Origin of the sequence: Streptomyces cadmiisoli, from assembly GCF_003261055.1 — a bacterium.
Taxonomy (GTDB): domain Bacteria; phylum Actinomycetota; class Actinomycetes; order Streptomycetales; family Streptomycetaceae; genus Streptomyces; species Streptomyces cadmiisoli.
On the sequence record NZ_CP030073.1, the window covers coordinates 1,080,902 to 1,107,607 of the forward strand.

A 26,706-nucleotide genomic window follows, 5' to 3' on the forward strand; every position below is an offset into this window, starting at 1 on the left:
CCCGGCCCGGCCGGCGCCCGGAACGTGTCGGTCGAGCGTGCGCCTCGGGGCTACGCCCCCGTGCCGCACCCGCGGGCACGGTCCAGTGGCTGAGCACAGGCGATGAGCAGCGCTACGTCGTCGTGCCCGGCCGGGTGGCGGAGCTCTTGCAGGAGACGGTCGCACAGCTCCTCCGCGGAGGGCTGCGGCGACGACAGCAGGCCCAGGAGGTCGTCGAGGCGCTTGTCGATGGGCTCGTGGCGGGTTTCGACGAGTCCGTCGGTGTACAGGACCAGCTGATCGCCGGGATTCAGTTCCAGGGAGGTGGCTTCGAACGGGACGCCACCGACCCCGAGCGGAGTCGCGATGGGGAGGTCGAGGAGTTCGGGTGGCCGGCCCGCCCGGACGAGGACGGGGGGCAGATGACCGGCGGAGGCCACGTCCAGGCGGCATTCGTGCGGATCGTAGACCGCGAAGACACACGTGGCGAGGTACGGGTCCAGACCGTGGGTGATCTTGTCGAGGTGGGTCAGGACGCGGGCCGGGTCGAGGTTGAGGTCGGCGAGGGTGGACGTGGCGGTGCGCAGGCGGCCCATCGTGGTGGCGGCGGGGATACCGCTCCCCATGACGTCGCCGACCGTGAGGGCGGTCCGGTCGCCGTCGAGCGGGATCACGTCGTACCAGTCGCCGCCGACCTCGCTGAAGGCCTGGGCGGGCCGGTAGCGGGCGGCGACCTCCAGGCCGGGATGCATGGGCGAGAGCTGCGGGAGCAGGCTGCGCTGAAGGGTCTCGGCGGCGCTGCGGATGTGCTGGTGCAGGACGGCGTTGTCGATGCTGAGCGCGGCCGAGGAGGCCAGTTCACACGCGAGGGCGAGGTCGTCCTCGTCGAACGGGAGCGGATTGCGGGCCCGGGCCAGGCCCATGACCCCGATGATCTCGCCGCGGGCGATGAGCGGGACGGCCATGTCGCTGTGCACACCTGCCCGGGCGAGCAGCCGGGCGGCGTCGGCGTCGGCGGCGATGCGGTAGAGGTCGCTGCCCTCCAGGTGGGTCAGCAGCAGGGGACTGCGGGTGCGGATGCAGTGGGCGGCCGGATGGTCGGCGTGGTACGTGGTGAGGCGGCCGGGCGGCACGATCGCTTCGGCGGCGTCGGTGGGGTAGGCGGTCTTCACCGCGAGGGCACGGAACAGCGCAGGGCCTTCGCCGAGGTCGGAGCGGCCTCTCTTCAGCACGGAGTCCAGCAGGTCGACCGCGACCATGTCCGCGAGGTCGGGTACGAGGGCGTCGGCCAGTTCCTGCGCGGTCCGCCCCACCTCCAGGGTGGTCCCGATCCGAGCCGAGCCGTTGGCCACCAGCCGCAGACGCTGCTGAGCCCGGTCGGCCTTCTTGGCCGCCAGGTAACGGTCGGTGACGTCGACCACCACGTTGGCGATGCCGAGCACGTGCCCGCGGTGATCCTCCAGCCGGTACAGCGACACCGCCCAGGCGCGGTCCTGCTCCGGGTCGGCGGCGGTGCGGCCCACCACCTGCTGGTCCACCAGGGGGACGCCGCTGGCGAGTACCTGCCGCATCGACGCCTCCACGCTGGAGAACGCGTCACCGGGCAGGACCTCCCGGTAGCTGCGGCCGAGGTGGTCGGCCTCGGGCACGCCGTGCATGCCCGCCAGGGCGGGATTGACGGCCAGGTAGCGCAGGTGGGTGTCGAGGACCGACAGCCCGATGGGCGCCTGCGCGACCAGCCGGGTCGACAGTGCCACGTTGCGCTCCACGTGCCGCAGGGTGGAGCGGTCGGTGGCCAGTCCCAGGGCGTAGTGGTCACCGAGGCTGTCGGTCAGCCGCATGTTGCGGAATTCGACCATCCGGGTGCTGCCGTCCTTGTGCCGGACGGGGAACGCGCCTGCCCAGGCCCGGCCGGTCTCCATCACCTCGGCGAACAGCCTGACCGCCATGTCCCGATGCTCGGGGTGCACCAGCAGCGGCGCCGCGTGCTGCCCGACCGCCTCCGCGCGGGCGTATCCGAACAGTTCCTCGGCCTGCGGGCTCCACATGTCGATCCGCCCGTCGGCCTCCACCAGCACCGCGGCGACGCCCAGCAGGTCCATCAACCCGCTCGGGCCCGACGGCCCCTCCTCCGCGCGATCCGCATGCGCGAGGCGTTGCTCCGCTCGGCTCATCGCACTCACTCCCTCCACCTGCCTACCGCAAATCGGGCACGAGCGCAGAATCTCGCGGGAGTGGCGGCGTCGACGGACGCCGGTCGGCGACCGCCGCCGGCGGTGCCGGGCTTGTCGTGTTCATGGGTGCCACGGCCGGGCGCCCCGGCCCTCGGTGCCGGTCAGCCGCGACCGCTCGGCGCGCACCGTGTCGCCCTGATGGGCTCGGGGTCCCACACGGGGGCGGACGAGGAGCCGACGGGTCGATCCCGACCAGGACAGGACGGCCGGCCAGCGCCGTCCGACCCGTCGGCACCCGCGCCACGAAGGCGTTCGGACCCGGGAACGGCCCGGGAACAGGGCCCTAGGACACCTGAGCCTTGTCGTACAGGGCCTTCGCCACGTCACCGAAATACGGTCCGAACATCCGGTTCGGCAGGAACGTGTAACCGAAACTGTTCACGGAGACCTGCAGACCGGTGCCGGTCGCCTCGTCGAAACCGGTGAACCAGGGGCCGCCGCTGGAGCCTCCCGTCATGTTGCAGGCGAGGCTGTGGTCCTGCGAGAAGAGGAAGTCCCTCGAACTGTTGCCGCTGCAGTAGATGAGCTTCGTGCCGTCGTACGGCGAGGCGGCGGGAAAGCCGAAGGCGTACATCTGCTTGTTGTAGCCGCCGTTGAACTGGAGGCCCTGCGCGCCGACGACCGACGTGAGCGTCCGTCCGTTCAGCGGGGCGACGACCGCGGCACCGATGTCGTGGTTGATGTCCTCGCTCGCCTCCCACTGCGGGGTGGTCAGCGTCTTGGTCGCGGTCCACTGGCCGTGGGGCGCGTTCCCGTTGTCGTACGCGGGCACGAAGACCCAGTCGGTGTGCCAGCTGCCCTGGTACTTCACACAGTGCCCGGCCGTGATGACGGTGCTGGCGTTCTGACTGGTGACGGCGTTGCCGGAGCAGGAGGCGGTACGTCCCTGGAAGGTGAAGAACACCCGGCCCGAGGTGGACACCACCGCTCCGCCGCCGGTCCACGGGCCGCCCGCCTGCGGGAAGGCGGCCGGGGCGGCGCCGGGTACGACGGTTGCCGAACGCCCGTCGGACTCGGGGGTCTTCAGCGACTTGGCTGCCTCACGGGTCAGCAGCAGATCGAGCGGCGCGGCGCCGCGCATCCGCTCGGCGGTCCAGAACGAGCGGGCCTTGCTCTGTTCGGCGAGCGAGGCGGTTCGGATCGCGGGCGATCGCCCGTCAGCCGGTGCCGCGTGGGCGGCACCGGCGTTGACAAGGCCGCCGGCGAACAGGGCCCCGACGGCCAACAGGATGCTCGCGGCGGTGCGATGGCGTCTCACGCATGCCTCCTTCTGCCATGCCGGGACCGCTCGGGTCCGGGCATGGGTGGGGGAACGAAGTGCGGTGCGGACAGACGTGCGTGAGGCAGCGTGCCACGTAGATCTTGCTTTGTCAGGATCGCGTCAACTCGGACTTTCGGGGACCCGTTTCGGCCGGAACGGCACGGTGCGCGCCGGCACGGTCCGGCGGAGTCAGCCCGTGGCGCGCCGTCCGTCGCAAAGGGCCGCTCGCTCCGCCTCCTCGGCGAGGGTGCAGTCGGCGACGATCCGGCAGACGTCCACCATCGGCCCGTGCGCGTTCACATGACCGGCGAGCGTGCACAGCATGGCCTGGAAGCCCGCCCTCGATTCCTCCGGGAGGCCCGCGAGGATGTGCCGTTCGACCAGCTCGACCCGGCCGCGCAGTTCCGTCCAGCGCTCCGCGCCGTGCGGGGTGGCGATGATGTGCCGGCTCCGGCGGTCGGCGGGATCCGGCCTGCGCTCGACCAGACCGGCGCGCTCCAAGTCGTCCAGCAGGTACGTCATGACCGTACGGTCGACTCCGAAGCGCTCGGCGAGGGAGCGCTGGTTGTTCGCCTCACCCTGTACGGCGGCCGTGAGCACGAAGTACCCGCGGGGCCCTCCGGGAATGTCGGCGACCGCCGCCTCCGTCGCCTTCGCGTAGGCGCGGAACACCGCACCGATGGCGATCCCGAAGTCGTTCCCCAGATGGAATGCCCCGGCCGCCGCGGCATCGTCTCCGGAGCTGCGGTGCGAAGTCACATGTCGCAGCCTAGACCATCTTCGGCTTGCAATATGCTCTGCTTGACAGAGCATCTTGAACAGATATCATCGTATCGACACCACGTGAAAGCGGTACGCCGGATCGTGGAGGGTGAGGCGTACGACCCGGCGGGACGCGATCAGACCGCGCCACGACCTCCGGGACGGACACACCGACCCCGGCGGCGACAGCCGCCGTTCACCACATGACGGTGCTGCGAACACCACGACACACCAAGAGACCCGGGCCGCCGCCCGCCGGATGACCGGACGGCGACCCGATCGCGCCGCCCCGATGGGACGAGGAGCGGCGCGCACCCCGAGGCCGGGTGGGTGCCCCACGAGCGGGGGGCATCCCACCCGGCCTCTGCGCTGTGCGCGGCAGGGCCGTCATCCGGGCCCCGGGCCTGCGCCGTACGCAACGAGGACGGGCCGCCGGGCACGCCGAAGCCGCGCCGCCCGAAGACGGCGCGGCGCTGCGGCCGGCGACGACGCACCGGGCGCCGCCGCTCACCACTCCCCAGCCCTGTCGGGGCCGTCGACGGTCGTGCCGCCGGACCGACCCCTTTTGTCAGCGGCCCCGCTCCCGGGCCACCATGTCACGCGCGGCGGGGGCCACCTCGGCACCGAACCGCTCGATCGTCGCCCGGTCGTCGCCACCGATGATGAAGGCGCTGAGGCCGTGTTCGAGGGCCAGAGCGGCGATCTGCTCCGCCCACGCCTCGGCGGGTCCGTTGAGCAGACCACCCGATGCGGGCGAGAACTGGACGTTCATGAAGTTCATCAGACGGCGGACATCGGACGGGGAACGGCCGGCCCCCTCGGCGGCTTCGTCGATGCGGGCGTTCATCTCCGGCAACGACTCCACCCCCCGCGGCAGGTACTCCATCGAGGGCAGCCAGCCGTCGCCGACGGAGCCGGTGAGAGCGAGCATCCTGGGCTTGTACGCACCGACCCACACGGCGATGTCATGGGCGGGACGCGGTCCCCGCTTGGCACCGTTGACCTGGTAGTACTGGCCGTGGTGGCGCACGCCGCCCCGAGTGTCGGTGTCCCACAGGTCGCGGATCACGGTGATGGCCTCCCGCAGCGCCTCCACGCCCTGAGCGGCCGTCAGGCTGCGGCCTCCCATGGCGGCGATGCCCTCCCAGAAGGCGCCGGCGCCGATGCCCAGTTCGAAGCGTCCGCCGGAGAGGATGTCCAGGGACGCGGCTGCGCGTGCCAGGACGGCCGGCGGGCGCAGCGGCAGGCTCGTCACATTGGCGCTGATGTGGACGTTCTCGGTCCGGGCGGCCACGTAGGCGAGGAGCGTGGACGTGTCCAGGAACGAGGCCTGGTAGGGGTGGTCCTGAAAGGTGACCAGATCAAGACCCGAGCGGTCCGAGGTGACCGCCAGCTCGACGGCCTGCTGGGCGCCGCTCGCGCTCGGTGTGATGAACGAGCCGAAGAGCAGGTCGTGTCCGTAGTCGCTCATGAGGTGGCTCCTTAGCTCTTGACTGCGCCGGAGGGGGCGGTCCGCGCGTCCGGGTGGGGGTCGATGTTGAAGTTGTCCCGGAAGAGGTTGTTCGGATCGTAATGGCGCTTGATCTCGCGCAGCCGTTCCAGGACGGCCGGCGGAAATGCGTCGTGGAGACGCTCGGGGCGCGGGTCCGTCTCGAAGCTGAGGTAGAGGCCGTCGAAGTGGTGCCGCAACGGGTCCCAGACCTGGTTGATGGAGCCGTCGTTGGCTCCCATGGCGGTCACCTGGAAGGCGGACGCCCGGTGGGGGAAGGCCATCTCCCCGGACGGCACGTCGGCGATGGCCCCGCCCATGGCGCGCAGCTCGAAGAAGTACACCCTTCCGGAGCGCAGCAGGTCGGCGGCGTCCCGGGCGAACTCGGGGGTGAGCCTGGGAAGGAACGCCGAGCGGGAGACCGGTTGGCCGAAGCCCTGGTGCCCCTCGGGACCGACGTCGGCGGCGGAACCCATCACGCCCATGTACGGCGTGACGACGACCTGCTGCTGGGCGAGCAGACCGATCTGCGCGAAGGGGGTCAGCCGCTCCACGATGACCTCGGGATCCGGGTTGTCCACGACGCCGAAGAGCTGGACGGTCCACTGGCCCTGCCGCGGGCGCCCGGTCACGAGGAAGACCGTGGTGTCACGGGGGGCCTCGGAGGCGATCCGGCCGTAGTCGGCCAGTGACTTCTCGATGTCCGTGGTCACGAACGTCAGCTCGGCGTGACCGACCTGGCCGATCCGGTCGGCCTCGAACTCGAACGCCGTGCCGACGCCGAAGTTCGCGCCCGCGCCACGGAACGCCCAGAACAGTTCGGGGTGCTCGTCCGCACTGGCGCGCACCTGGCTGCCGTCGGCGAGCACCAACTCCACGCCACGCAGGTGGTCGATGGTCAGACCGTGGGCCCGGCCGAGCAGTCCGATGCCGCCCGCGGTGGCGAGCCCGCCGACACCGACACCACCGTAGTCGCCGGAGCCGATCGCCCAGCCGTGCGGGTGCAGGGCGGCCGACACCTGCTTCCAGGTCGCTCCCGGTCCGATGCGCACCAGGCGCCGGGCCGGGTCGAGCACCTCGATGCCGTTCATCCGCCGCAGGTCGACGACGAGTCCGCCCTTGTTGGTCGAGCGGCCGCTGACACCGTGTCCGGCGCTGCGTATACCGAGCGGCAGGTGTGTGTGCCGCCGCGCGTAGCCGAGTGCGTCCGCGACCTCGTCCGGGGTGCCCGGGCGCAGGACGAGCCCGGGGGAGCCGGCCCGCAGGTAGTTGGAGGCGACACCGCGATAGCCGGGATCGCCCGGTTCGACCGCGAGGCCCGCCAGTGACTCGGGTACGGACTCGTAGTCGATCCCCGGGCGGCGACGGGCACGGACGGCGAGTGAACGCTGCGGGCGGACAACCCGGGGCGCACCGCTCACCAGGTCCGCGAGCCGCCGCACCTCCTGCTCCGAGTCGACCGGGACCACCACGGGCCGGCCTTGCCCGGCCAGCACGGACAGTTCCTCGGCCGAAGCGCCCCGTGGGGCGTGGACCCAGGCGGCGGCATCGGTGAGGAGCCGGCCGGGCGCCAGGAGGTCGAAACTCTCACCGGCCTTCGCCACGACCATCGGATACGGCGTGACGGCGTCGTGCGACGACTCCGCCCGGAGGTCCGGCAGCGGCACCCCGATGCCGATGCTGCTGGTCCTGCCCGCCAGCCAGGTGGCCGCCGTCCACGGATCCAGCCCTGCCGTCGCCGGCTGTTCGGCCGCGGCGCCCTCTCCCGACGGCTCCCCCGACGCTGCGGCCCCGCCGCCCTCCGGAACGCTCTCCCGCCCGTCGGACGCGGTCAGGACGACCAGAGCCAGACCTCGTTCCTCGGCCAGTCGGGCCAGTTCGTCCCACGTGCCGGTGCTGACACCGGGCTCCGACAGATCGAGCGCGATCCCCAGCTCCATGCCCATTCCATCCCTACTGTGCGCTTGCGCAGACCATACGACTCTCAAAACAGTCTGTTCAGCAGAACATATTCCACGAGGCGTACGACCGTCGAGCGAGCCACTCCGTCCGACCGGCGCCCTCGGCGGGCATCACCGCCTGTTCGACTGCCAGCCAGATAGTCCACTCACCTCAATATTCTGGTTCGGATACTATCTGCGCCTGTCGACCGGTCCAGCAAGCTGGGCTCATCGGGTCGGTGCACGCCCCTTCGCGCTCCGCCCGCCGACAGGACCCGGAAAGCCCTCAGGCCACCCACTGCTCGGGACGGGACGGACTGCTCGGTACGGGGCGGACGCCGACCCGCACCGTCGCGGCACGCCTCCCGACTCCAGCCGCCCCGCGGATCCACTACCGGGTCGGCCCGGGAAGGCCGGTTGATCGACACATATCCGAACCGAGAGATCACCCCCGCGCGGAGACACATATGAAACGTTCCGATTCCCCGTCGGCCGCAGTGGCCGCACTGGCCGGTGCCGGCCTGCTGGCGGCGCTGCTGCAGACGCTGGTCATCCCGCTCATCCCGGCCTTTCCGGAACTCCTCGATGCCCCACCCACCAGTACCTCCTGGGTCGTCACGATCACACTCCTGACCGGCGCGATCGTGACGCCGGTCAGCGGACGCCTCGGCGACCTCTTCGGCAAACGGCGCGCCCTGATCTCCACACTCGGCGTCGCGACGACCGGCACCGTCATCTCCGCACTCACCAGCGCGCTGCCACTGATGGTGATCGGGCGCGGGCTGCAGGGCTTCGCGATGGGAGTGATCCCGCTCGCCCTGGGGATCCTCCGAGACCGACTGCCACCCCATCGGACCGGTTCGGCGATCGCGCTCCTCACCGGAACGCTCGGTCTGGGAGGCGCCATGGGCATACCGCTGGCCGGGCTGGTTGCCGAGCACTTCGACTGGCACGTGCTGTTCTGGGGGGCCGCGGGACTGGGCGTGCTGTGCACTCTCGTGATCGCGGCCGTGGTGCCGGAGACGCCGCGGCGCAGTCAGGGACGCTTCGACGTCGTCGGCGCCCTGGGGCTCGGCGCAGGCCTGATCGGACTCCTCCTGCCGATCGTCAACGGCGGCAAGTGGGGCTGGGGCAGCGCTCGCACGCTGGGACTCGCAGCCGCGGCCGTCGTCATCCTGCTGGCCTGGGGCCGACATCAGTTGCGAAGCTCGTCACCTTTGGTCGACCTGCGGCTGTCGGCCCGGCGGCCGGTACTGATGACGAACCTCGCGACCGTCGCGTCCGGCTTCTCCATCTACACCATGCTGTTCGTGTTTCCGCAGATCCTCCAGGCGCCGCCCGGCACCGGGTACGGACTCGGTCAGAGCCTGGTCCGCACCGGTTTGGCCGTGGCTCCGAACGGTGTGGCAGCGCTGCTCGTCTCACCGCTGGCGGCCCGGATGATCGGCCGGTACGGGGCTCGGGCGGCCATCATGCTGGGAGCTTCCCTCATCGCCACCGGCTATGTCTTCATCGCCGTGCAGATGACCGGCGTCGCCCAGTTCGTGCTCGCCTCGTGCATCATCGGGGCGGGCGCCGGCATCTCGGTCGCGGCCATATCGAAGCTGATCACCGATGTGGTGCCGGTGACCGACACGGCCTCGGCGAACGGGGTCAACAACCTGATGCGCTCGTTCGGAACCTCCGTCGCCAGCGCGGTTCTGGCAGCGATCCTGGCCCAGGCCACGGTCACCGCCGGAGGTGTGACAGTGCCGTCGGAGGGCGCATTTCGGACCACCCTCATCGTCGGTGCCTCCGCCGCACTCCTCGTCGTGGCCCTCTCCGCGCTCGTCCCGACCCGCACACCGCCTCCGGGCGGTTCGACACAGCGGACCACGAGGCCCCTGGCCGACCGGACCGGACTGCGTTAGGCGAGGGCGACCCACGTCTCGGCCGACGGCCCCCGCAAGCCGTCACGCCCCGGTGCGGCGACACCGGGCGATGAAGCCGAGGGGAGAACGCGGTCCCCGCGCCGGACACGGCCGCGGGGGCCGCGACGCCGTGAGACGCCATCGGGCGGATCAGCTTCGGCCCAACACCCCCGCTCGGCAGAAGATGCCCTGTTCAGGATTGAACAACTGAGGTAACCGTCACACGGCACTAATGATTGAGGTACTTCAATCATCTGTTAGGTTCAAGGCACGACGGCAAGGAGCCGCAGCGGTGAACCACCACCGCAGGGCGACTCCCCGGACGGCCGGGCGAACACCACGCCCGACGAACGGACTTCACCCCCCCAGAGCCGTCGTTCCCCGCCCATCGGCGGGCGCAGAAGGAGACAGAGACATGAACAAGCTGATTCGACTCATCGCCACCGCCACCACCTCGGCAGCAGTGGCCGGGGCCGCCCTCGTCGGAACGGCCGGCGCCGCGTCCGCGGCCCCGCTGCCCACCTCCTCGGAGCAGCGGACCACCACCGTCGCCACCACCGACCGCGACAGCGAGCGCCACGACCGCGACAGCGAGCGCTACGACCGCGACGTGAAGCGTCACGACCGGGACGACCGGAACGACCGGTGGCGCTGGAACGACCGATGGGACCGCGGACACGCCGGCTACTGGTACTGGAGCGACCGCGACCGCCACCACTACCGCTACGACGGCCACCGCTACTTCCGCTGGATCGAGGGCAAGTGGATCGTCATCGTCCTCAAGGACCACCGGCACGACGTCCACACCTGGAACCTCGACCGAATCGCCGACGGCCAGAAGCACAACAGCCACAAGAGCTGAACGGCATCCGGGCCGCTTCGCCCAGGAACCGCGCCGGCACCGACGCCGACGAGCACAATCCGGAGTCCATCATGCTCAAGACCACCGTATTCACCGCCATCCACCGCGTGACGTCCACCGCGGGATCCCCCGACGCCGGACGCCACCGCGGCCGACGCGCCGAGGAGGGCCTGACCGCCCTCCACCTCCCCGGACACGGCAGACACCGCCGCACACCGGTCACGGAACCGTCCGTGAGCACCGCGAAGATCTGACCGCACGACGGCAGAAACACAGTGCAGAGCGCTGAGTGCCGGGCCCCACAAAGGCCCGGCACTCAGCGCTCTGCACTGTCCGTTCCACCGCACACCCAGCCGACATGAACAGTCGGCGGACGACCGTCGCGGCGGTGCCGCATGGGCAGCCGGATCCAGATCTGGAGGGGAGCCTCATGTTAAGCTGCACTGCATGATTCAGCGACCCGACCTTGCGGCCCAGGGAGCTCCCGCCAAACCTCGGCGGCGTGACGCGCTGCGCAACCGCGAGGCAATCGTGGCGGCCGCGCGCGAGGCCTTCGCGGAGGAGGGCCTGGAGGCGTCCCTGGAGGGGGTCGCCCGCCAAGCGGGCGTCGCGATCGGCACCGTGTACCGGCACTTCCCCACCCGGCTCGACCTGGTCGAGGAAGTCTTCGCGGAGAAATTCGCCCGCCTTGTCGACGTAGCCGAGCAGGCAGCCGCCATGGAGGATGCCTGGGAGGGATTCTGCTTCTTCCTGGAGCAGTACGGCGAACTGCAGCAGTGCGACCTCGCCTTCAACGCGCTGACGGCCGCCCGCCTCCCGGCGCACACCGGGATCGCGCGGTTCAACGAACGCATCAAGGAAATTTTCACCGCGATCCTCAAGAACGCCCAGCAGCAGGGCGCCGTTCGCGGCGACATCACCGGCGAGGACATCGCCTTCGTGGCCTGGTCCCTGGTGGGCATCATCCAGGCGACTCGCGCGGTCGCCCCCCGCGCCTGGCGGCGCCATCTCTATCTGATGCTCGACGCTTTCCGTGCCGACTGTGCCCGGGAGTTGCCGGAACCTCCGCTCAGCCCGCAACAGGTCGAACAGACGATTCCCGCGCTCGAATGCTATGAACGCGGGAACTGAGGAAATCTGCCACGACTGGTGAATCCGGCCGTCTTCACGGTCCGGGTTCAGTCGGATGGAAAGGCACTGCTCAGCCGCCGGCCAGAAGGTGTGCGACCTCGGTGTCCAGGTCGAACTGCCGGGACTCCCCGCCCAACGGCACCACGGACTGCGATTCGTCCAGGAAAAGTCGTACGTCCTGCAAGGAGGCCTCGATCAGGGCGGACCCGGCCGGCGAACTGAGGGCGATGTACAGAACGTCCCGCGCGGCGCCGACGCCGGGCCAGACGCGGATATCGCCGTGTCCGGCATGAGCGGTCATTCCCTCGGCCAGCACCTCCCGGCTGAAAACCCACTCCACCGTCCCTTGTCGGCCGAGCGGCGAAAAGGTCGCCCGAACGGCATAAGGATCATGGGCCGCGTAATGCAGCCTCATCGGTACCGACACGGACGCGGCGAAGGAGAGGACGAGCCGTACAGGCAGCTCACGCTCCGCGGTTCTGATCGATTCCATAGTGCCTCACTTTGCTCCGGTGCCCCCGCTCGGCGTCTCACTTCCGCTGCCGGCCTCGGCCGCGCGTCCGACGGCGCGGCCGATCACCATTCGCCAGACGGATACAGGAAGGAAAACGGGGAGAACGGCGAACGAATTCCTGCGCGGACCCTGCTTTCTCACCCGCGATCTCCGGGTGGCACCCGAAAGCCCCCGGGCCGCGCCCGACAGTCGGCCGGGCGGCACCGGACAACTTCCGGGCGGCAGCGCGCAGTCAGAAGCCCTGCATGCAGGGCAGGCTCATCAGCGCCCGAACGTGAGCAACTGGTCCAGGTACCAGCGGTCCACGACGCCATTGCGGTACGGCGTCGCGTCGATCCACCGGCCGTCGATCTCGCGGAACAGCCGGTGGCCGTCCCAGCGGTACGTGATCCCTTCGAGCGTGAACTGGTCGACCGCGTGGTGGCCGTGGCCGCACCGGTCACGGTCGTGATCCCAGCGATGCTGACCGGAGTGCCGGTGGTGGGTCCACTCCCGGCCGTCGTCACCGCCATGAGCGCCGTAGAGCTGAGAACCCGTACTCGATGACGGGGCGTGTCCGTCGGACTGTGGAGTCGCAGCCGACGCCGAACCCCCGGCGCCGAGGAGTGTTCCGCCCGCGATCGCCACGGAAGCGACAGCGACCGAAACCCGCTTGATGAACCTCTCCATCGTCATCTCCAAAATCAACCGGAGGGAACCCTCATGTTCAAGCTTCGTCAGCGTACCTGAGGGGCTCCTCATGTATACGCATACCTGCGGTGAGGCTCCTCACAGGCATCCGAGAGCCCATGAATGCCGAATGGAAACCGCCGTGAGAGACCCGACTCGGCGGCGCAGAGGGCCCGCGGAGGCGAGGTCAGCGCTCCAGGGCAGCCGTAGCAGGGCAGCGGCGGCGTCGGGTACGAGAAGGGCGCGTAGCGGCTACGCCGGAGAGCGGGCGCGCACCTGCGCGCGGACATGCAGCAGCCGGCCGACCACCCTGGGCCGACCGGCTGAGTCCCGCGACGATCCCGGCCGCTACTCGGCGCAGGCCTCGTCGCTGTGCGAAGTCCGAATACGGGCCAGCAGTCCGCGCAGCACAGTGATCTCCTCCGGGGAGAGATCGCCGAACAGGCCCTGCTCGACATCACTGACGGCTCCGCGAGCCTTCGCCAGGACGTCGCGTCCCGCGTCGGTGATGGCCACGATGTGCCGGCGCCGGTCGGACGGATCCCGGCGGCGCTCCACGAACCGGGACGATTCCAGCTCGTTCAGGATGCCGACCATGATGCTGGCGTCGACCTGGAGCTTGGCGGCGAGCGCCTGCTGAGCCATGGCGCCGGACTGGCCGAGCAACATCAGTGTCGTACCCTGCCGAGGACCCAGTCCGCACTCGGCGAATGCCTGGCGCACCTGGTTGTTCGCGATGGCGCCGTGCCGGGCCAGCAGAAACCCGAGCCGGTTCATGGGGTCGGTTTCGGCTTCGTCGATCACGTTCGCATCCAGGGTCACGCAACGATCTTATCAAGTAGAAAACTATTTGGCCAGACGGATGGTTGACCGGAACTGACAGGTCACGCGGCATCGGCACGGGGCAGGTCGACCTCGGCGATACGCCGAGTCATCGACTCGGGGGCCGTTGACGACGGACGGGTCTTCACTCGCGGCCGCCCCCTGCCCGCCACCGCCACCCCGAGCGCCCGGTCCCCGATCCGTGCGCATCGACGCGTCCGGCTGGGCGGCCCCTGTCCAGGGCGCGGGATGCGGGGCCGCCCAGGCCCTGCCCGTCCTGTCACAGCGCAAGGCACTTCGACGCTAGGCCCGAGAACCGCCGTCAGCCTGCCGATCCGGTCCGGCCGGGTGAGCGCGGGGTGCGCCGCCAGGCATCTATCCGGTCGCATGTTCTATTCTTCGTTCCAGGTGAAGTGCGCATTTCATCTGGAACGGAACATAACGATGGCAACTTCGGATCCCCCGCCCACGGAAGCCGACCCGTCGGCGCTGATGTGCCACTCGGACGAAGTCGGCCTGTGCGCGAAGTGCTGGCGAAAGACACATCGGTACGGCCGCGGCGGCAACCCCCTGTGCTCGTACTGCTTCGCCGCCGTGTCCGCGCAGTGGGGTCCGCGTGTGCGCCGGACTCCCCGGGCCTGACCCCGCCCCGGAGGACCCGGAAGGAACTGCGGCGTCACTTCGCCGGCGAAACTCCTTCGGAGCGCCGTCACAGCACCCGCAGTTCCCCGCCGTCTACGGGCAGCATGACCCCGGTCAGGTAGGCGGCGGCAGGTGACAGCAGAAACACGGCTGCCCGGGCGAACTCCTCCGGTGTGCCCGAGCGCCGGAGAGCGTTGCCCGGCCGCTTCCCTCCGGTCACCGCCTCGAGCTCCTTCTGGCGTTCGGTGTCGATGTACGCGGGCAGGAGGCCGTTGACCCGGACTCCGGACGTACCCAGTTCGTCGGCCAGGGTCTTGGCCACCATGGCGAGCCCCGGGCGAAGCCCGTTGGAGACGGCCGGACCGGGTATCGGTTCGCGGACCGAGGACGACAGGACGAACGCGATCGACCCACCCTCGGTGAACGCCCGCGCGGCGGCTCGCGCCTTCCGCACGGCTCCCAGGAACGTGGCTTCGAAACTGTCCCGCCAGGTCTGGTCCCCGACCTCCATGGCGGCGCCCACCGGCGGCCCGCCCACGCTGACGAGGGCCCCGTCCACACGACCGAAGTGTCGTTGAGCCGCGTCCATGACCAGGTCGGCGGACCCGGGATCGGCGTTGTCGGCGACGATGCCGACGGCGTGCTCCGCACCGCCCAGGCTCCGTGCCGCGTCCTCGACCGACGCGCCGCGCCCGGTGACGACCACGCGGGCTCCCTCGGCGGTGAGCTCCTGTGCCACCGCGCGCCCCAGTCCGCGGCTGCCACCGGTCGCGACGTAGACGTGGTCCTGAAGTCCGAGGTCCATAACGCTCTCCCGTTCCGCCTCGTGGCCGAGGTCACGGAGTCGTGGAGGGAGGTTCCGCACGACTCGGGAGTGATGCACGGCGCTGTCCGTCGTGACCGGCGGGCAGCGGTGCGCACCGGCACACTCGAGTCGCGCGCGATCAGCCGTCGAGCCCCTCCGCCTCCTCACCCGGATCGGGCAGTACACGTCCCGCCTCCACGGCGGATCTCGCCGGACTGTCCTGGATCACCACCATGACGCGGTCCTGCGGCACACCGGCGATCCGCGACGCCGCGGCGGACCGTTCCAGCGCCAGACGTGTCGTCTCCGTCTGCGGGTGACCGCGCCGCGCCCACCCACTGACCAGCAGGGGCGTTCCGGGGCGGCCGCCGACGAACACACTGTCCTGGGGCAGCTCGGAGAAGACCACGTCGACGTAGGTCGGCGGCACCTTGTTGATGTCCGCGTGGATCCTCGTGATGTCGGCGGCGAGCCGGGCCTCGGCGGCTGCCGTCAGCGTCCCCCGGGCAGGGGTGCAGGTGCAGATCGGCACGTCGGCTCCTGACGAGGGAGACGCTGCCGGGCGAAGCCCCGCACGGTGCCGGGCCGTTGGACGGCCGACCGCGTGATGCCCGGCCCCGCAGCGTCGCTCACAGCGAGATCTTCTGTGGCGCGGTGGTGACCACGATGACCGAGGTGCTGCCGGAGTCCACCGCGGCCGTGAACTCCTTCTCGAGCTCGGCGGTGTCCTCCACGTCCACCGACCGGCAGCCGAATCCCCTGGCCAGCGTCGCGATGTCCAGCCCGGGCAGGTCGAGCCCGGGCACGCCCGGTGTCTTCTCCAGGTCGGCGAACGACTTCAGGATCGAGTACTCGTGGTTGCGCATGACGACGTACACGATCGGCAGTCGCTGCTGCACCGCGGTCCACAGGCCTTGGATCGAGTACTGGAACGAGCCGTCCCCGATCAGCGCGACCACGGGGCGGCCGAGCCCCCGTTCGCGGTCGCCGAGGGCGACACCGACGGCGGCCGGCAGCGCCCAGCCGATGCCGCCGCTGGCGGTGGCGAAGAACGACTCCGGTTCCACGGTCGGCAGCCATTGAGCGTGCTCGGTCATCGTCGAGGTGGACTCGTTGACGAAGACCGCGTGCTCCGGGCGGACCGTGCTGAGGGCGGCGTAGACCTCGGTGGGAGTCAGCGGGCTGCTCTGCGTCTTCGGCAGGTCCCGGGGTCGGGTCATGGGCTCGGGCTGCACCCGGCCGGCACCGTCACCGACCGACTCCGCGAGCGCCTCCAGGGTCAGACGCGGATCGCCCAGCAGGCTGTCCCCGACCCGGGCCGCCGAGGCGGTCGCGGGGTCCTGCGTCACCTGGAGCAGTTGCGTCCCGGCCGGCAGGATCTCTCCAGGCACATAGGGGTAGTAGCGGAAGACCTCGGCTCCGACGACGACCACCAGATCGTGCCCCGTGAGCCGATCACCGACGGCCTTGACCGAGAGGCCCAACGGCCCGCGGTACAGGGGGTGGTCCTCGGGGAAGGAGCCGCGGTCGGCCAGCGGGGCACTGTAGACCGCCGCCTTCATCCGCTCGGCCAGCGCCACCCCGGCGTCCCATCCGCCCGCGCGGTCCACATCGGGCCCGAGCACCAGAGCCGGCCGTTCACTGGCGGTGATGCGATCGGCGAACTCCCGCACACGCTCCGGGTCCGGGGCGTAGGTCCAACTGACCGAGCGCAGGACGGCGGGGCCCTCCAGGGGGCAGTTCCAGTCGTCGAGCGGAATGGAGAGGAAGACCGGTCCGGCGGGTGGTTGGACGGCTGTCGCGTAGGCACGCATGAACGCCTCGGGCACGTCCTCGGCGCGGAACGGTTCGTACGACCATTTCACCCAGGGTTTGGGCATGGTCGTGGCGTCCCGGTTTCCCAGGTACGGCTCGCCGATGACCAGTTCGCGGTGCTGCTGGCCGGCGGTGACGATGAGGGGTGTGTGGCCGTGGTACGAGGCGACCAGGTTGCCGATGCTGTTGCCGAGTCCGGCGGAGGAGTGCACGTTCACCAGGGCCGGGCCCCGGATGGTCTGGGCGTAGGCGTCGGCCATGGCGATGGCGGACGCCTCCTGGAGGGCGAGGACGTAGCGGAAGTCGTCCGGGAAGTTCTGGAGAAACGTCTGCTCGGTGGATCCCGGGTTGCCGAAGACAGTTGTCAGCCCCAGTGACCGCAGCAAGTCATAGGTCACGTCGTGGACGGTCGATTGGTCGGTCATGGTTCGCAGTCGCATTCCCGAGTCGAAGGACGGTGAGCGGGCCCGGCGCTCGGCGCTCTGCGCTCGGGACGGCTGCGGCGAGGCTCGCTCTGCAACGTGTCCCGTCCGAGGTGGGCGTTCTGGACCGTCTTTTCAGCATGGCCCACATCCGCGACGCCCGCAGCGCGGACACCCCCGGCTCCCCCATGTGACCGCATGAGCACCCGAAGTACGGGACGAACCGAGCCGGTGGGCGCCTACGCGCCCACCGGCTCGTCCGGGTGCAAGGCGTCGAGGATGAGGGTGAGGCCGAAGGGGAACTCGTCGGCGTAGTCGTAACCCGGCTTCAGGGCGTGTTCGACGGCCAGTTCGGCGAGGTGGGGGTAGGCGTCGGCGGGCATCTCCCGCAGCATGCCGGTCGCGACCTCGTTCAGCTCCGCCGAGTTGCTGAACGGCAGGCTCAGTTCCTGGATCACGAAGCCGTACAGGTAGCTGTCGATGAGTGAGAAGGCGTGCGCGGCCATCGCCACGGAGAACCCTCCGGAGCGGAGGGCGCCGATGACGGCGTCGTGGTGACGCAGCGTCGCGGTACCGGGCCGGGTACGGGAGTCCATCAGGGGGACGGCCCACGGATGGCTCCGGAGCACGGTACGCGCGGAGTTCGCCCGGTGGCGCATGGCGCTCTTCCAGTCCGCGTCGCGTGGCGGCAGGTCGATCTCGTCGAAGACGGCGTCGACCATGCCGTCGAGGATGTCCTCCCTGCCCGACACGTGGTGGTAGAGCGACATCGCCTCGACGCCGAGGGGTTCGGCGATGGCGCGCATGGTGAGCGCGGCCGCGCCCTTGGCGTCGGCCACCGCCATCGCCGTACGGATCACGCGCTCACGACTGAGCGGCGTGCGCGCCGACCCCCCGCGTCGCCGCTTGCCTCCTTCGGGCATCCATCCCTCCCGGACGTTCCCATTGACTGCCTTACAGCATAAGGCTAACTTGCCTTACAAGGTAAGGCCGGATTTCCGCGAAGGGGTCGCGCCATGAGCACGGATCGCATGAAGAAGGTCTGCATCGTCGGCGCCTCGGGGAAGCTGGGGCGGTACATGGTCCAGCAGTCGCTGGAGCGCGGATACGAGGTGGTCGGCGTGTGCCGGGAGCGCAGCGTGTCCAAACTGGCCGAGTTCGACGGGCGGATGACCATCGTGCCCGGCCCCACGGACGACCCGGAGGTGATCCGGCGTGCCGTCGCCGGATGCGACGGAGTGCTGACGGTGCTGGTGCCCTGGGGCGTGCGGCAGTACTCGTCGGGCACGGCTCAGGCGGTTCTCGACCACGCCCGTCCGGGCGCGCGCCTGGTCTTCTCCTGCGGCTGGCACATCACCCGCGACGGCAAGGACCGCTACTCGCGTCTGTTCACCCTGGGCGTGCGGCTCGCCTCGGTACTGGGCAAGCTCGTCCGCGCCGTCGAGATCGACGACCAGGTGGAGGCGTGCCGTCGGGTGTTCGCCAGCGACACCCGGTGGACCGTGGTGCGCGGCAGTTCCCTGGAGGAGGGCGACAGCCAGGGCCTGCCGGTGTGGAGCCGACACGTGGGCGACCCCGTACTGGCCAGCGATCTGACACGCCGTGTGGACTTCGCACTGTTCATGGTGGAGGCGCTCACCGACGACACGCTCGTCCAGGAGGCGCCGGCGATCGTCGGTTGCCGCGCCCCCAGCGCCCTCGCCCACGCGGGCGACCGCGAGGACCGGAAGGACCGCAACTAGCGCGCGTTGTGCGGGCCTCGCGGAGGACGTCCACACCTCGCCGTCGCCGCCCGCACCCGGCACGACGACCTCGGTACGGCATGGCCGGACGCCCCGCCCACTCGGCAGGCCACGGTGCTGCATCCTCGGCCGCGGCCTGCGGTTGCCCGGCACGGAGCGCCCGGATCAGGGCCGGGGAATCAGGCCGTCCACAACTGGACGGACCCGTCGGTCCCCGTGACGGCGAGGGTGTTGTCGTCACCGTTGGCGAAGGCCACGCTGCTGAGTGCGCCCTGGTTGGTCTCGCGCGTCAGGATCCGGGGGTTCATCAGGTCATTGAGGTCTTCCCACACACGCACGGTGCCGTCCGAATTGCCGGCGGCCAGGATGTATCCGGGCGCGTTGAAGCTCAGATCGTTGGTGTAGCCGACCGCGCGGGCCGCGTCCACCTTGCGCGGGCTCGCCGGATCGGCCACGTTCCACAACTGCACCGCGCCACGGGAGTTGGCGACGGCGAGGGACTTCTTGTCGGCGCTGAAGGCGAGTGCCGTCACCGAGGCGTTGGTGACGACCTGACCGCCTTCGATGGTCCGGGGATTCGCGGGCACGGTGAGGTCCCACAACTGCACCGTGCCGTCCGTGCTGCCGACGGCCAGGACGGTCCCGCTGGGATTGAATGCCAGACGGGTGACCGCGTGATCGCGTCCGGGCGCCGCGAGGGCCCTCGGGGAGCGGGGACTCGAGACGTCCCAGATGCGCACCGTGGAGGTGGAGCTTGCCACGACGAGGATCTTTCCGTCGGGGCTGTACGCGAGATCGGTCACCGCTCCCCCGTACTCGCCGTCCTCGCGCATCTTCAGTTCGGCCGTGGGGTCTTGCGGCCCTTGCATCGGGTTGCGCCACAGCCTGACGGTTCCGTCGTCGCTGCCTGCGGCCAGTACGGATCCCCCCGGGCTGAAAGCGGTCCGTGTGATCGGCCCGGAATCGGGGCTGACGAGTTCGGTCTTCTGCTCGGGGCGGCGCATGTCGAACACCGTGACGCTCCCGCGAGCCGTGCCCACGGCGAGCGTTCCCTCCGGCCCGAACGTGGCCCCCGTCGCGGCACTGCCCACCTGGAACGCCTGCTGCACCTTGGCCGGAGCGGCGGCCGGCCCGTACGGAGTGGCGGGCCGGTTCATCCAGCCCGTCCAGTATCCGGCCGACCCTCCGAGAGCCAGTCCGCCGACCAGGGACAGCAGTGCCACGCTGCGCATACGAAGCCGCGTCGGCTTCCACGCCGCGGAGATCGCCTGAGCGCTCCAGGTCGCCGCGTCAGGATTCCGCCTGGGTGGTTGTGCGGCGAGTGCCGCAAGGTGCGTATAGCGATATCCGGTTTCTTTCGGAGCGAGTGTTTCCGGTTTTGCCATACCGTCGAGCACTTGAGCTAGCAATCGACTACCGTTCGGCATTGTCCACCCCCGTGTTGGCGATGTCGCTGGCAGGGCTTTCCCCCTGTGTACGCGGTTCCGGAACAGACCGGGACTCGCTCTGAGACGCGCCCGATTCCGCGGTGGTTCCCGGCTCTTGCGGCGCGAGATCGACCGCACTTCGACCGACGAGTACCTGTGCCAGCGCGGCGACTTTGGTCATCAACAGGGGGGCCGCCACCCCCAACATGAACGCCATGAAACTGTCGGTAATACGGCCCGCATCAGCGAAAGGTGCCGCCAGTGCACCGCTGAGGCCCAGCCTGACGACCACCCACACGGCATACACACGCAGTTCTGCCCGCGTCCATGGCCATACCCACGGCTTCTTGGCTGATGGCGGCCGTAGCGTGCCCAAGAACAGTGTCATTTCCGCCGCACCGCCCCCGAGAAGCGCCCACAGCACCGCCTCCTTAATTCCCATGGCCGGAAACGCTAGCAATACCAGTCCCCCGACACCACTCGGTCACCAGGCACATTCATGAAGGCGCTTGCATCTGGCACATCCCTGCCGCGACGGAAAAGAACCCGACAAAAAAGAAGGAGAAAGGTTTCTGCGCAGGGGGAGAAAACTTCAGCACACAACAGGAGCGGTTGTCCGACGACCCAGATCGAACCCCGACGTGCATAATTCTGCCGTTCACGAAAGACGTAATGGCAGTCGGCCTTGCGTGCGGCCGTTTCCCTCGGGGTGGGGCACTTCGGAGGTGCCGTCGGCCGCGCCGCTCACGATCGGCCGACAGACCGGCCGGCCGGCCGGCGACGCGACCCGGTCGGCGCGCGGCCGGCTCCCTTCCGGTCAGGACGCGACGTTGCGCAGCGCCACGGCGAGCTTCTGGAGGTCCAGGCCGACCAGATGGTCGAGGAAGTTGCGGCGTACGGAGGCCAGGTTGGTCGGCCAGGCCTCCTCCAGACGGTCGAAGCCGGCTTCGGTCAGGATGGCGTTCCAGCCACGTGCGTCCTGTTCGGACCTGACCCGCTCGATGAGTCCCTGGCTCTCCAACCGGATCGCCAAACGCGTCATACCACTGAGCGACATCTCGACCGCCGCGGCCAGATCGCCCATACGCAGCTGCCGGTCCGGTGCCTCGGAGAGGTTCATCAGCGCCAGGTACTCCACGAGGGACAGCTGCTGCTCCCGGAGCATGTCGGCATCGATGGCGCGCGGCAGGGCGTAGACGACACGACTGAGCGAGCGAACCACTGCTTCTTCGTCCGGGGTGAGAGGTTGCAGCCGCCGCTCAGTGGGATCCGGCTGCCGTGCGGCGCGTGACATGGCTGCATGTTACTTGCCTGAGTAAAGAATCTGCCAGGACGTGCCGGAAAGGGGTGGGAGCCGACGGTCGAGCGCATGACTCGACGCCAGCATACGAGCTGCACTTACGTCACACGTGTGTGAAACACACCCACCCAGCTCACCACTCCCACCCCGGGACGGACACACCGAACCGGTGGACCCCGACGGCGTCACCACCACCGGGGTCCACCGGTCATACCCCCACCGTCACCTACCACCGCCTGCCGCTGCCGCACTCTTCCCCGTCGGCGGCCGCAGGCGACGAAGCGCTGGGCGACGGCGCTCTGCAACCGTGTTTCCGTGTGTACTGGTTACGCGGCGCGCAGCGGGGCGAGGGCCGCACTCCAGGCCCGCACCTGGTCCAGCGTGGTGTTCAGGGCCTCGACCTGGAAGTCGCCGGGCTTGAACTCGCTGAAGTTCTCGAAGTCGTTGAACAGCGACAGCGCGACCTGGGAACGGACGTCGGCCATCTGGAGTTCGGCCGCGACCAGGCGCAGGTGCTCCACGGCACGCGCTCCGCCCAGGGAGCCGTAGCTCACGAAGCCGACCGCCTTGTTGTTCCACTCCGCGTAGAGGAAGTCGATCGCGTTCTTCAGCACGCCGGACGTCGAGTGGTTGTACTCGGGCGTGACCATGATGAAGCCGTCGAACGAGTCGATCTTGCGGGCCCACTCCAGGGTGTGCGGCTGGGCGTACTGCCCCATCGACGGCGGGACCATCTCGTCGAGGTGCGGAAGCTTGTAGTCCAGCAGGTCGACCAGCTCGAACTCCGCATCGGTGCGCTGCGAGGCGATGCCGTAGACCCAGCGGGCCACGGCCTCGCCGTTACGCCCGGGACGGGTGCTGCCGAGGATGATGCCGATCTTGATCATGGCTAACCCCTTCACGAAGGTGCCCCGGAGTGACGCCCGGGGATATACTTGCTTCGACAAGCAACCTAAGGGGAAGTGATTGCTTCGTCAAATAAGTACCCGGAGGGAACGGTTCGACGTGACCAGGACCACATCCCGATGCACCCCGCCGACAACCGGCTCTCGGCATCAGGACGGCTGATGCCTCGCGGGAGCCGGAGGGCGGAGCGCACCGCCAGGTGCTCCGGCCGCTCCCAGTCCCGACCGCACAGATGAGGTGATGTCTTCCATGGCACAGAGACCCGCACCGGGCGCAGCAGCGGAACCGGTGCGACCACTGACCGCGGACGAAGAGGCCGTCGTCCGATGCCTTCCGTTCCTCATCTACGCCCTGCCGCGCGCCATCGACGCCGACCTGACCCGTGAGCAGCAGATGTCCACCACGGAGTATCTGGTTCTGATGCACCTGTCCGAAGCGCCGAACCGTCAACTGCACATGGGCGACCTGGCGGACGCCTGCGAGATGTCACTCAGCGGCACGACCCGGATCGTGCATCGGATGGAGCGTGCGGAGTTCGTCAAGCGGTCGCGGTGCGGCCAGGACGGCCGCGGCTGGCACGCCACGCTCACCGACGCCGGCCTCGCCCGTTTGGAGGAGGCCTGGCCGACCAACGTGGCCGCCGTGCGCCGCCACTTCCTCGACCATCTGACCGACCTGGATCTCAAGCAGCTCGCCGCGGCCCTGCAGAAGGTCGCGACCTGAGCCGTGCGCACATCGAGCGCTCGACCGCTCGCACAGCACCCACCGTCGGCCTGCGGTCACCTGGGTGATCAGCGCAGCAGCACACCGAAGACGACCGTGAAGAACGATTCGAAGGCCCGGGGCGAACGGTCGGCTCGGGCCGAGATCAAGGCGCCCTCCCACGCGCTCAGCACGAAGCGCGCCAAGGTGGACGCCTCCAAGGTCTTCGACACCTCACCCGCCCGCTGGGCATCGGCGACGGCGACGGCCAGCGCCTCGGTCCACGCCTCCAGACCGCCCCGCGTCGCGGCGCGCAGCGCGTCGCTGTGGTCGGCCACCTCGACAGCGAGGTCACCCACGAGGCAGCCACCCTGGAATTCCGCCCGGATGTTCTCGTCGCGCAGGAACTCGAAGTGCTCGCGCAGCCGGGTCAGCGGCGCGACCGAGGTGTCGCGCAGGGTCTCCAGCCGCCGGGTGATGCCGTACCTTTCCAGGGCTACGACGGCCAGAGCCTCCTTGCTCTGGAAGTGGTTGTAGAAGGAACCCTTCGGAGCGCCGGCGGCGTCGGTGATGTCCTTCACACCCGTCGCCGCGTAGCCGCGGGCGTGGAACTGCTCGACCGCCGCGGCGATGAGGTTCTCTCGCAGACTGGCTCTGGGCACCGAAGGACCTCCTGCCGTACAAGGTGGGCGATCACCTTACATCCGCCGTTCGCCCGTCGAACTGCCTGAGCTGCCGCTCTGCCGTCCAAGCTGCCCCCCTCGCCGAGAGTACAAGACGAGCGGTCATTTTGAAGAGCTCGCCAGGGCTAAGCCGTCCGCCGCCGACTCGAGACCGTCTCTCCCCTCAACTCCTGGGGAAACCCGGACCCGGTGAGCGGGTACGCGCCTGGGTCGGTTTGCCTCGACTAAGACGACCGGTCATTATCGGGCTGCGGCACCAGCTCGCCTGGCACCCCCGTCACGGGGGAGGAACACTCTCAAGCAGGAGGAATCGTCATGACTGATCTCACGGCCCAGGTCATCCGGGCGCACGGCGGCCTTGACCGCTTTCAGCAGTACGAGACCGCAACGGTGGACTTCCGGTCCGGCGGAGGACTGTGGCCGCTGAAGGGCCAGGCGGGGATCTTCGATCGCGCCACGGTCCGGGTCGACCTCCATCGGCAGCACGCCAGTCACTACCCCTTCACCGCTCCGGGTCTGCGTACCTCCTTCACCGCCGAGCGCGTGGCCGTGGAGAACGACCGCGGCGAGGTGCAGTCCGAGCGCCTGGCGCCGCGGGACGCCTTCAAGGGGCACACCGTCGAGACACCCTGGGACGACCTGCACGTCGCCTACTTCGCGGGCTACGCGATGTGGACGTACCTGACCTCCCCCTTCACCTTTGTCTCCCCCGGATTCCGGACCGAGGAGCTGTCTCCCGTCACCGAGGCGGGCGAGACGTGGAGCCGGCTCAAGGTCACCTTCCCCGAGGAGATCGCCACCCACTGCCGTGAGCAGGTCTTCTACTTCGGCGAGGACGGATTGCTGCGCAGGCACGACTACACCGCGGAGGTCATCAACGGTGGGCCGGCCGCGCATTACACCTACGACCACGCGGAGTTCGGCGGAATCATGGTTCCGACCAGGCGACGGGTCCACCCGCTGGGGGAGGACGGGGCAGTGGTCCGCGACATCGAGCTCGTCACCATCGACATCGAGAACGTCGACTTCGCCTGACGCCGACAGCCGTCCGCCGCCTGCTGTCTGCCGTCTGCCGTCTGCCGTCTGCCGTCTGCCGTCTGCCGTCTGCCGTCTGCCGTCTGCCGTCTGCCGATCGGGCGGCTTCGTGGTGCCGGCCGGGGCCGAGCGGAGATACGGCCGCCGCGGCACGAGGGAGACGCACGGGCGGCCGTACCGGGCCCGCCCCGGCCGGTGATCGTGTCACCGACTCCGCCAGGGAAAGGCTCCTCAGAGTTCGCCGGACGGGACAGTCGGGTCCGAAAATGCGGTGAACGTGATCGGCTCTGACAAAACACGGTGTGGGGCGGCGGGCGTGCGTTAAGAGTGAGGGTCGTTGGACGGCCACCACTGGAGACACGTATGACAACTGCCTCTGCGCAGCCGCCGGGGAGGGAGACGCCCGGCCCGCGACGGGTGTCCCCCACCGGACCGCAGACGACCGAGGACTGTCCGGCGCGGCCCAACGCCCGGCGGGTGGTGACGACGCGACGGTGGACGAGGCCCGGCACGCGTACCTGGCGGGCGCGGCAAGGCAGTTGAAGCCGTATCGGTGCCCGTACGCGGTCTGGAGCGGGCGAGCCGCTGGTGGCACACTCCTGAATCCGGGTTTCCACCGATTCGATCCGCGTCTCGTAGTCCGCAGGTGAAGTGCGCACGATTCAACACCGGTTGATGTGGAGGTCACGAGCGTGCAGGAAGCGCCCTTCGGAGCGGATCGGCCGACGCGTCGCCTGTTCTTCGTCGGTGGTGTGCACGGCCGGACGGGGACCAGCGTGGTCAAGCGGCTGCTGTGCGCCCATCCGCAGGTGAGTGCCGTGAGCGGTGGTGAGACCCGGATGCTGGAGGCCGTCAGTGAGGTCTGGCCGATGCTCGATCCCGACCTCGGATACACGCCGGGCACGGCGAGCACCGCTCTCGCGGAGTTCGCACAGCACGTACGCGAGACCCTGGGGGACACGCCCGAGGTGCAGGCGGCGCTGACCGGCTTGTCGGCCGATCTCGGCGCCGGCTCCGTGCGGCTTGTCGGCAGGCCTCGGCTGCCGCTTCCGCCACCGACGTCTTCCGGCGACCTCGTGCGGTCCTTCGGCCGGTTCGTCACGGATGTGTTCGCGGCCTGCGCACTGGATCCGGCGCGCCCGTACCTGTGCGAGAAGACACCGAGCAACGCGCAGTACATACGCCGGCTGCGTCTGCTGTTTCCCGATGCCCGGGTCGTGGTCATGGTGCGTCACCCGGTCCATGTCGCGCTGTCCCACACGCGTCGCGACTGGGGCCCGCCGGACCCCGTGGAAGCGGCCCACTACACAGCCGCATACTTCCGTTCGTGGCGGGAGGCCTTCTCGGAGGATTCCGCCGTTCTGCTCGTGCGGCACGAGCGTCTGGTGTCCGAGCCCGGGCAAGTCCTCGAAGAGGTGCGCGCGTTCCTCGGCCTGACCGCCGACGCGGACTGGCTGAAGTGGGCCGGCGGCGCGATCAGGTCGTCCCAGGACCGCACCGCGTCACTGCCCGAGTCCGGACTCGCGGACATGCACACGGCCCTCGCCCTGGAACTGGAGCAGCACGGCTACCGCACCCGGACGGAGTCCTCGTGACCGGCGGCAGTCGCTCACGGAGCGAACGCCTGCCGAGGAACCGGCCGGTTGTCCCGGAC

General features: G+C 69.7%; 25 protein-coding genes. 8 read left to right on the top strand and 17 right to left on the bottom strand.

Going from position 1 to position 26,706, the window contains the following annotated elements; translation table 11 throughout:
* Positions 1–50: 50 nt before the first annotated feature.
* The 5 genes from DN051_RS04300 to DN051_RS04320 all read right to left on the bottom strand — a co-directional run bounded on the left by DN051_RS04300 (position 51) and on the right by DN051_RS04320 (position 7,665).
* Entirely contained in the window at positions 51–2,153 is a 2,103-nt protein-coding gene (locus DN051_RS04300) for a SpoIIE family protein phosphatase (RefSeq protein WP_112438022.1), read from the bottom strand.
* 343 nt (positions 2,154–2,496) lie between these two features.
* Positions 2,497–3,471 (bottom strand): trypsin-like serine peptidase, encoded by a 975-nt coding sequence (locus tag DN051_RS04305; protein ID WP_112438023.1) that lies wholly within the window; start codon positions 3,469–3,471, stop codon positions 2,497–2,499.
* A 192-nt stretch (positions 3,472–3,663) separates the two neighbouring features.
* Positions 3,664–4,233 carry a MarR family winged helix-turn-helix transcriptional regulator gene (locus tag DN051_RS04310; RefSeq protein WP_246040918.1) on the bottom strand — a complete coding sequence of 190 codons (570 nt, stop codon included), beginning with the start codon at positions 4,231–4,233 and terminating at the stop codon, positions 3,664–3,666.
* Positions 4,234–4,804: 571 nt separating this feature from the next.
* The gene (locus DN051_RS04315; RefSeq protein WP_053757804.1) at positions 4,805–5,707 is read right to left on the bottom strand and encodes an LLM class flavin-dependent oxidoreductase; all 903 of its coding nucleotides are present in this window, start codon (positions 5,705–5,707) and stop codon (positions 4,805–4,807) included.
* 11 nt (positions 5,708–5,718) lie between these two features.
* Complete coding sequence (locus tag DN051_RS04320) at positions 5,719–7,665, bottom strand: FAD-binding protein (protein ID WP_112438025.1); 1,947 nt, start codon at positions 7,663–7,665, stop codon at positions 5,719–5,721.
* 467 nt (positions 7,666–8,132) lie between these two features.
* Between DN051_RS04320 and DN051_RS04325 the strand changes: the two genes are divergently transcribed.
* The 4 genes from DN051_RS04325 to DN051_RS04345 all read left to right on the top strand — a co-directional run bounded on the left by DN051_RS04325 (position 8,133) and on the right by DN051_RS04345 (position 11,568).
* Positions 8,133–9,575, top strand: a complete 1,443-nt coding sequence (locus DN051_RS04325; RefSeq protein WP_053757806.1) for an MFS transporter — start codon at positions 8,133–8,135, stop codon at positions 9,573–9,575.
* Between the two features lie 415 nt (positions 9,576–9,990).
* Positions 9,991–10,437: a hypothetical protein gene (locus DN051_RS44880; RefSeq protein WP_162624846.1), complete on the top strand. Its 447-nt coding sequence runs from the start codon at positions 9,991–9,993 to the stop codon at positions 10,435–10,437.
* Between the two features lie 71 nt (positions 10,438–10,508).
* Entirely contained in the window at positions 10,509–10,691 is a 183-nt protein-coding gene (locus tag DN051_RS04340; protein ID WP_112438028.1) for a hypothetical protein, read from the top strand.
* Between the two features lie 193 nt (positions 10,692–10,884).
* Positions 10,885–11,568 (top strand): TetR/AcrR family transcriptional regulator, encoded by a 684-nt coding sequence (locus DN051_RS04345; protein ID WP_112438029.1) that lies wholly within the window; start codon positions 10,885–10,887, stop codon positions 11,566–11,568.
* 70 nt (positions 11,569–11,638) lie between these two features.
* On the opposite strand, the gene DN051_RS04350 is transcribed toward DN051_RS04345, so the two are convergent.
* The 7 genes from DN051_RS04350 to DN051_RS04385 all read right to left on the bottom strand — a co-directional run bounded on the left by DN051_RS04350 (position 11,639) and on the right by DN051_RS04385 (position 18,180).
* Positions 11,639–12,061, bottom strand: a complete 423-nt coding sequence (locus tag DN051_RS04350; RefSeq protein ID WP_053763797.1) for an SsgA family sporulation/cell division regulator — start codon at positions 12,059–12,061, stop codon at positions 11,639–11,641.
* A 282-nt stretch (positions 12,062–12,343) separates the two neighbouring features.
* Positions 12,344–12,751: a hypothetical protein gene (locus DN051_RS04355; RefSeq protein WP_162624847.1), complete on the bottom strand. Its 408-nt coding sequence runs from the start codon at positions 12,749–12,751 to the stop codon at positions 12,344–12,346.
* Positions 12,752–13,099: 348 nt separating this feature from the next.
* Complete coding sequence (locus DN051_RS04360) at positions 13,100–13,573, bottom strand: MarR family winged helix-turn-helix transcriptional regulator (protein ID WP_234389120.1); 474 nt, start codon at positions 13,571–13,573, stop codon at positions 13,100–13,102.
* Positions 13,574–14,282: 709 nt separating this feature from the next.
* On the bottom strand, positions 14,283–15,020 hold the full coding sequence (locus tag DN051_RS04370) for an SDR family oxidoreductase (RefSeq protein ID WP_112438031.1): 738 nt from the start codon (positions 15,018–15,020) through the stop codon (positions 14,283–14,285).
* A gap of 139 nt (positions 15,021–15,159) precedes the next feature.
* Positions 15,160–15,552, bottom strand: a complete 393-nt coding sequence (locus DN051_RS04375; protein ID WP_112438032.1) for a tautomerase family protein — start codon at positions 15,550–15,552, stop codon at positions 15,160–15,162.
* A gap of 97 nt (positions 15,553–15,649) precedes the next feature.
* Positions 15,650–17,260 (bottom strand): benzoylformate decarboxylase, encoded by a 1,611-nt coding sequence (gene mdlC / locus DN051_RS04380; protein WP_053763800.1) that lies wholly within the window; start codon positions 17,258–17,260, stop codon positions 15,650–15,652.
* 236 nt (positions 17,261–17,496) lie between these two features.
* The gene (locus DN051_RS04385) at positions 17,497–18,180 is read right to left on the bottom strand and encodes a TetR/AcrR family transcriptional regulator (RefSeq protein ID WP_199314883.1); all 684 of its coding nucleotides are present in this window, start codon (positions 18,178–18,180) and stop codon (positions 17,497–17,499) included.
* A gap of 93 nt (positions 18,181–18,273) precedes the next feature.
* Between DN051_RS04385 and DN051_RS04390 the strand changes: the two genes are divergently transcribed.
* Positions 18,274–18,999 carry an NAD(P)-dependent oxidoreductase gene (locus DN051_RS04390; protein WP_112438033.1) on the top strand — a complete coding sequence of 242 codons (726 nt, stop codon included), beginning with the start codon at positions 18,274–18,276 and terminating at the stop codon, positions 18,997–18,999.
* 179 nt (positions 19,000–19,178) lie between these two features.
* Here DN051_RS04390 and DN051_RS04395 read toward each other — a convergent pair whose 3' ends face one another.
* The 4 genes from DN051_RS04395 to DN051_RS04405 all read right to left on the bottom strand — a co-directional run bounded on the left by DN051_RS04395 (position 19,179) and on the right by DN051_RS04405 (position 22,613).
* A complete protein-coding gene (locus DN051_RS04395) occupies positions 19,179–20,231 on the bottom strand; it encodes a WD40 repeat domain-containing protein (RefSeq protein ID WP_053763802.1) in 1,053 nt (350 codons plus the stop codon).
* Between the two features lie 181 nt (positions 20,232–20,412).
* Positions 20,413–20,868, bottom strand: a complete 456-nt coding sequence (locus DN051_RS44885) for a hypothetical protein (RefSeq protein ID WP_159054311.1) — start codon at positions 20,866–20,868, stop codon at positions 20,413–20,415.
* Between the two features lie 375 nt (positions 20,869–21,243).
* Positions 21,244–21,720, bottom strand: coding sequence for a MarR family winged helix-turn-helix transcriptional regulator (locus DN051_RS04400; RefSeq protein WP_053763803.1), 477 nt, complete (start codon positions 21,718–21,720; stop codon positions 21,244–21,246).
* 332 nt (positions 21,721–22,052) lie between these two features.
* Entirely contained in the window at positions 22,053–22,613 is a 561-nt protein-coding gene (locus DN051_RS04405; RefSeq protein WP_112438034.1) for an NADPH-dependent FMN reductase, read from the bottom strand.
* A gap of 268 nt (positions 22,614–22,881) precedes the next feature.
* Between DN051_RS04405 and DN051_RS04410 the strand changes: the two genes are divergently transcribed.
* Complete coding sequence (locus tag DN051_RS04410) at positions 22,882–23,355, top strand: MarR family winged helix-turn-helix transcriptional regulator (protein ID WP_053763805.1); 474 nt, start codon at positions 22,882–22,884, stop codon at positions 23,353–23,355.
* A 68-nt stretch (positions 23,356–23,423) separates the two neighbouring features.
* Here the strand turns inward: DN051_RS04410 and DN051_RS04415 are convergent, their stop codons facing one another.
* On the bottom strand, positions 23,424–23,996 hold the full coding sequence (locus DN051_RS04415) for a TetR/AcrR family transcriptional regulator (RefSeq protein ID WP_053763806.1): 573 nt from the start codon (positions 23,994–23,996) through the stop codon (positions 23,424–23,426).
* A 336-nt stretch (positions 23,997–24,332) separates the two neighbouring features.
* On the opposite strand from DN051_RS04415, the gene DN051_RS04420 reads away from it, so the two are divergent.
* Positions 24,333–25,052, top strand: a complete 720-nt coding sequence (locus DN051_RS04420; protein ID WP_053763807.1) for a hypothetical protein — start codon at positions 24,333–24,335, stop codon at positions 25,050–25,052.
* 692 nt (positions 25,053–25,744) lie between these two features.
* Positions 25,745–26,647, top strand: a complete 903-nt coding sequence (locus DN051_RS04425; protein WP_162624848.1) for a sulfotransferase family protein — start codon at positions 25,745–25,747, stop codon at positions 26,645–26,647.
* Positions 26,648–26,706 lie beyond the last annotated feature (59 nt).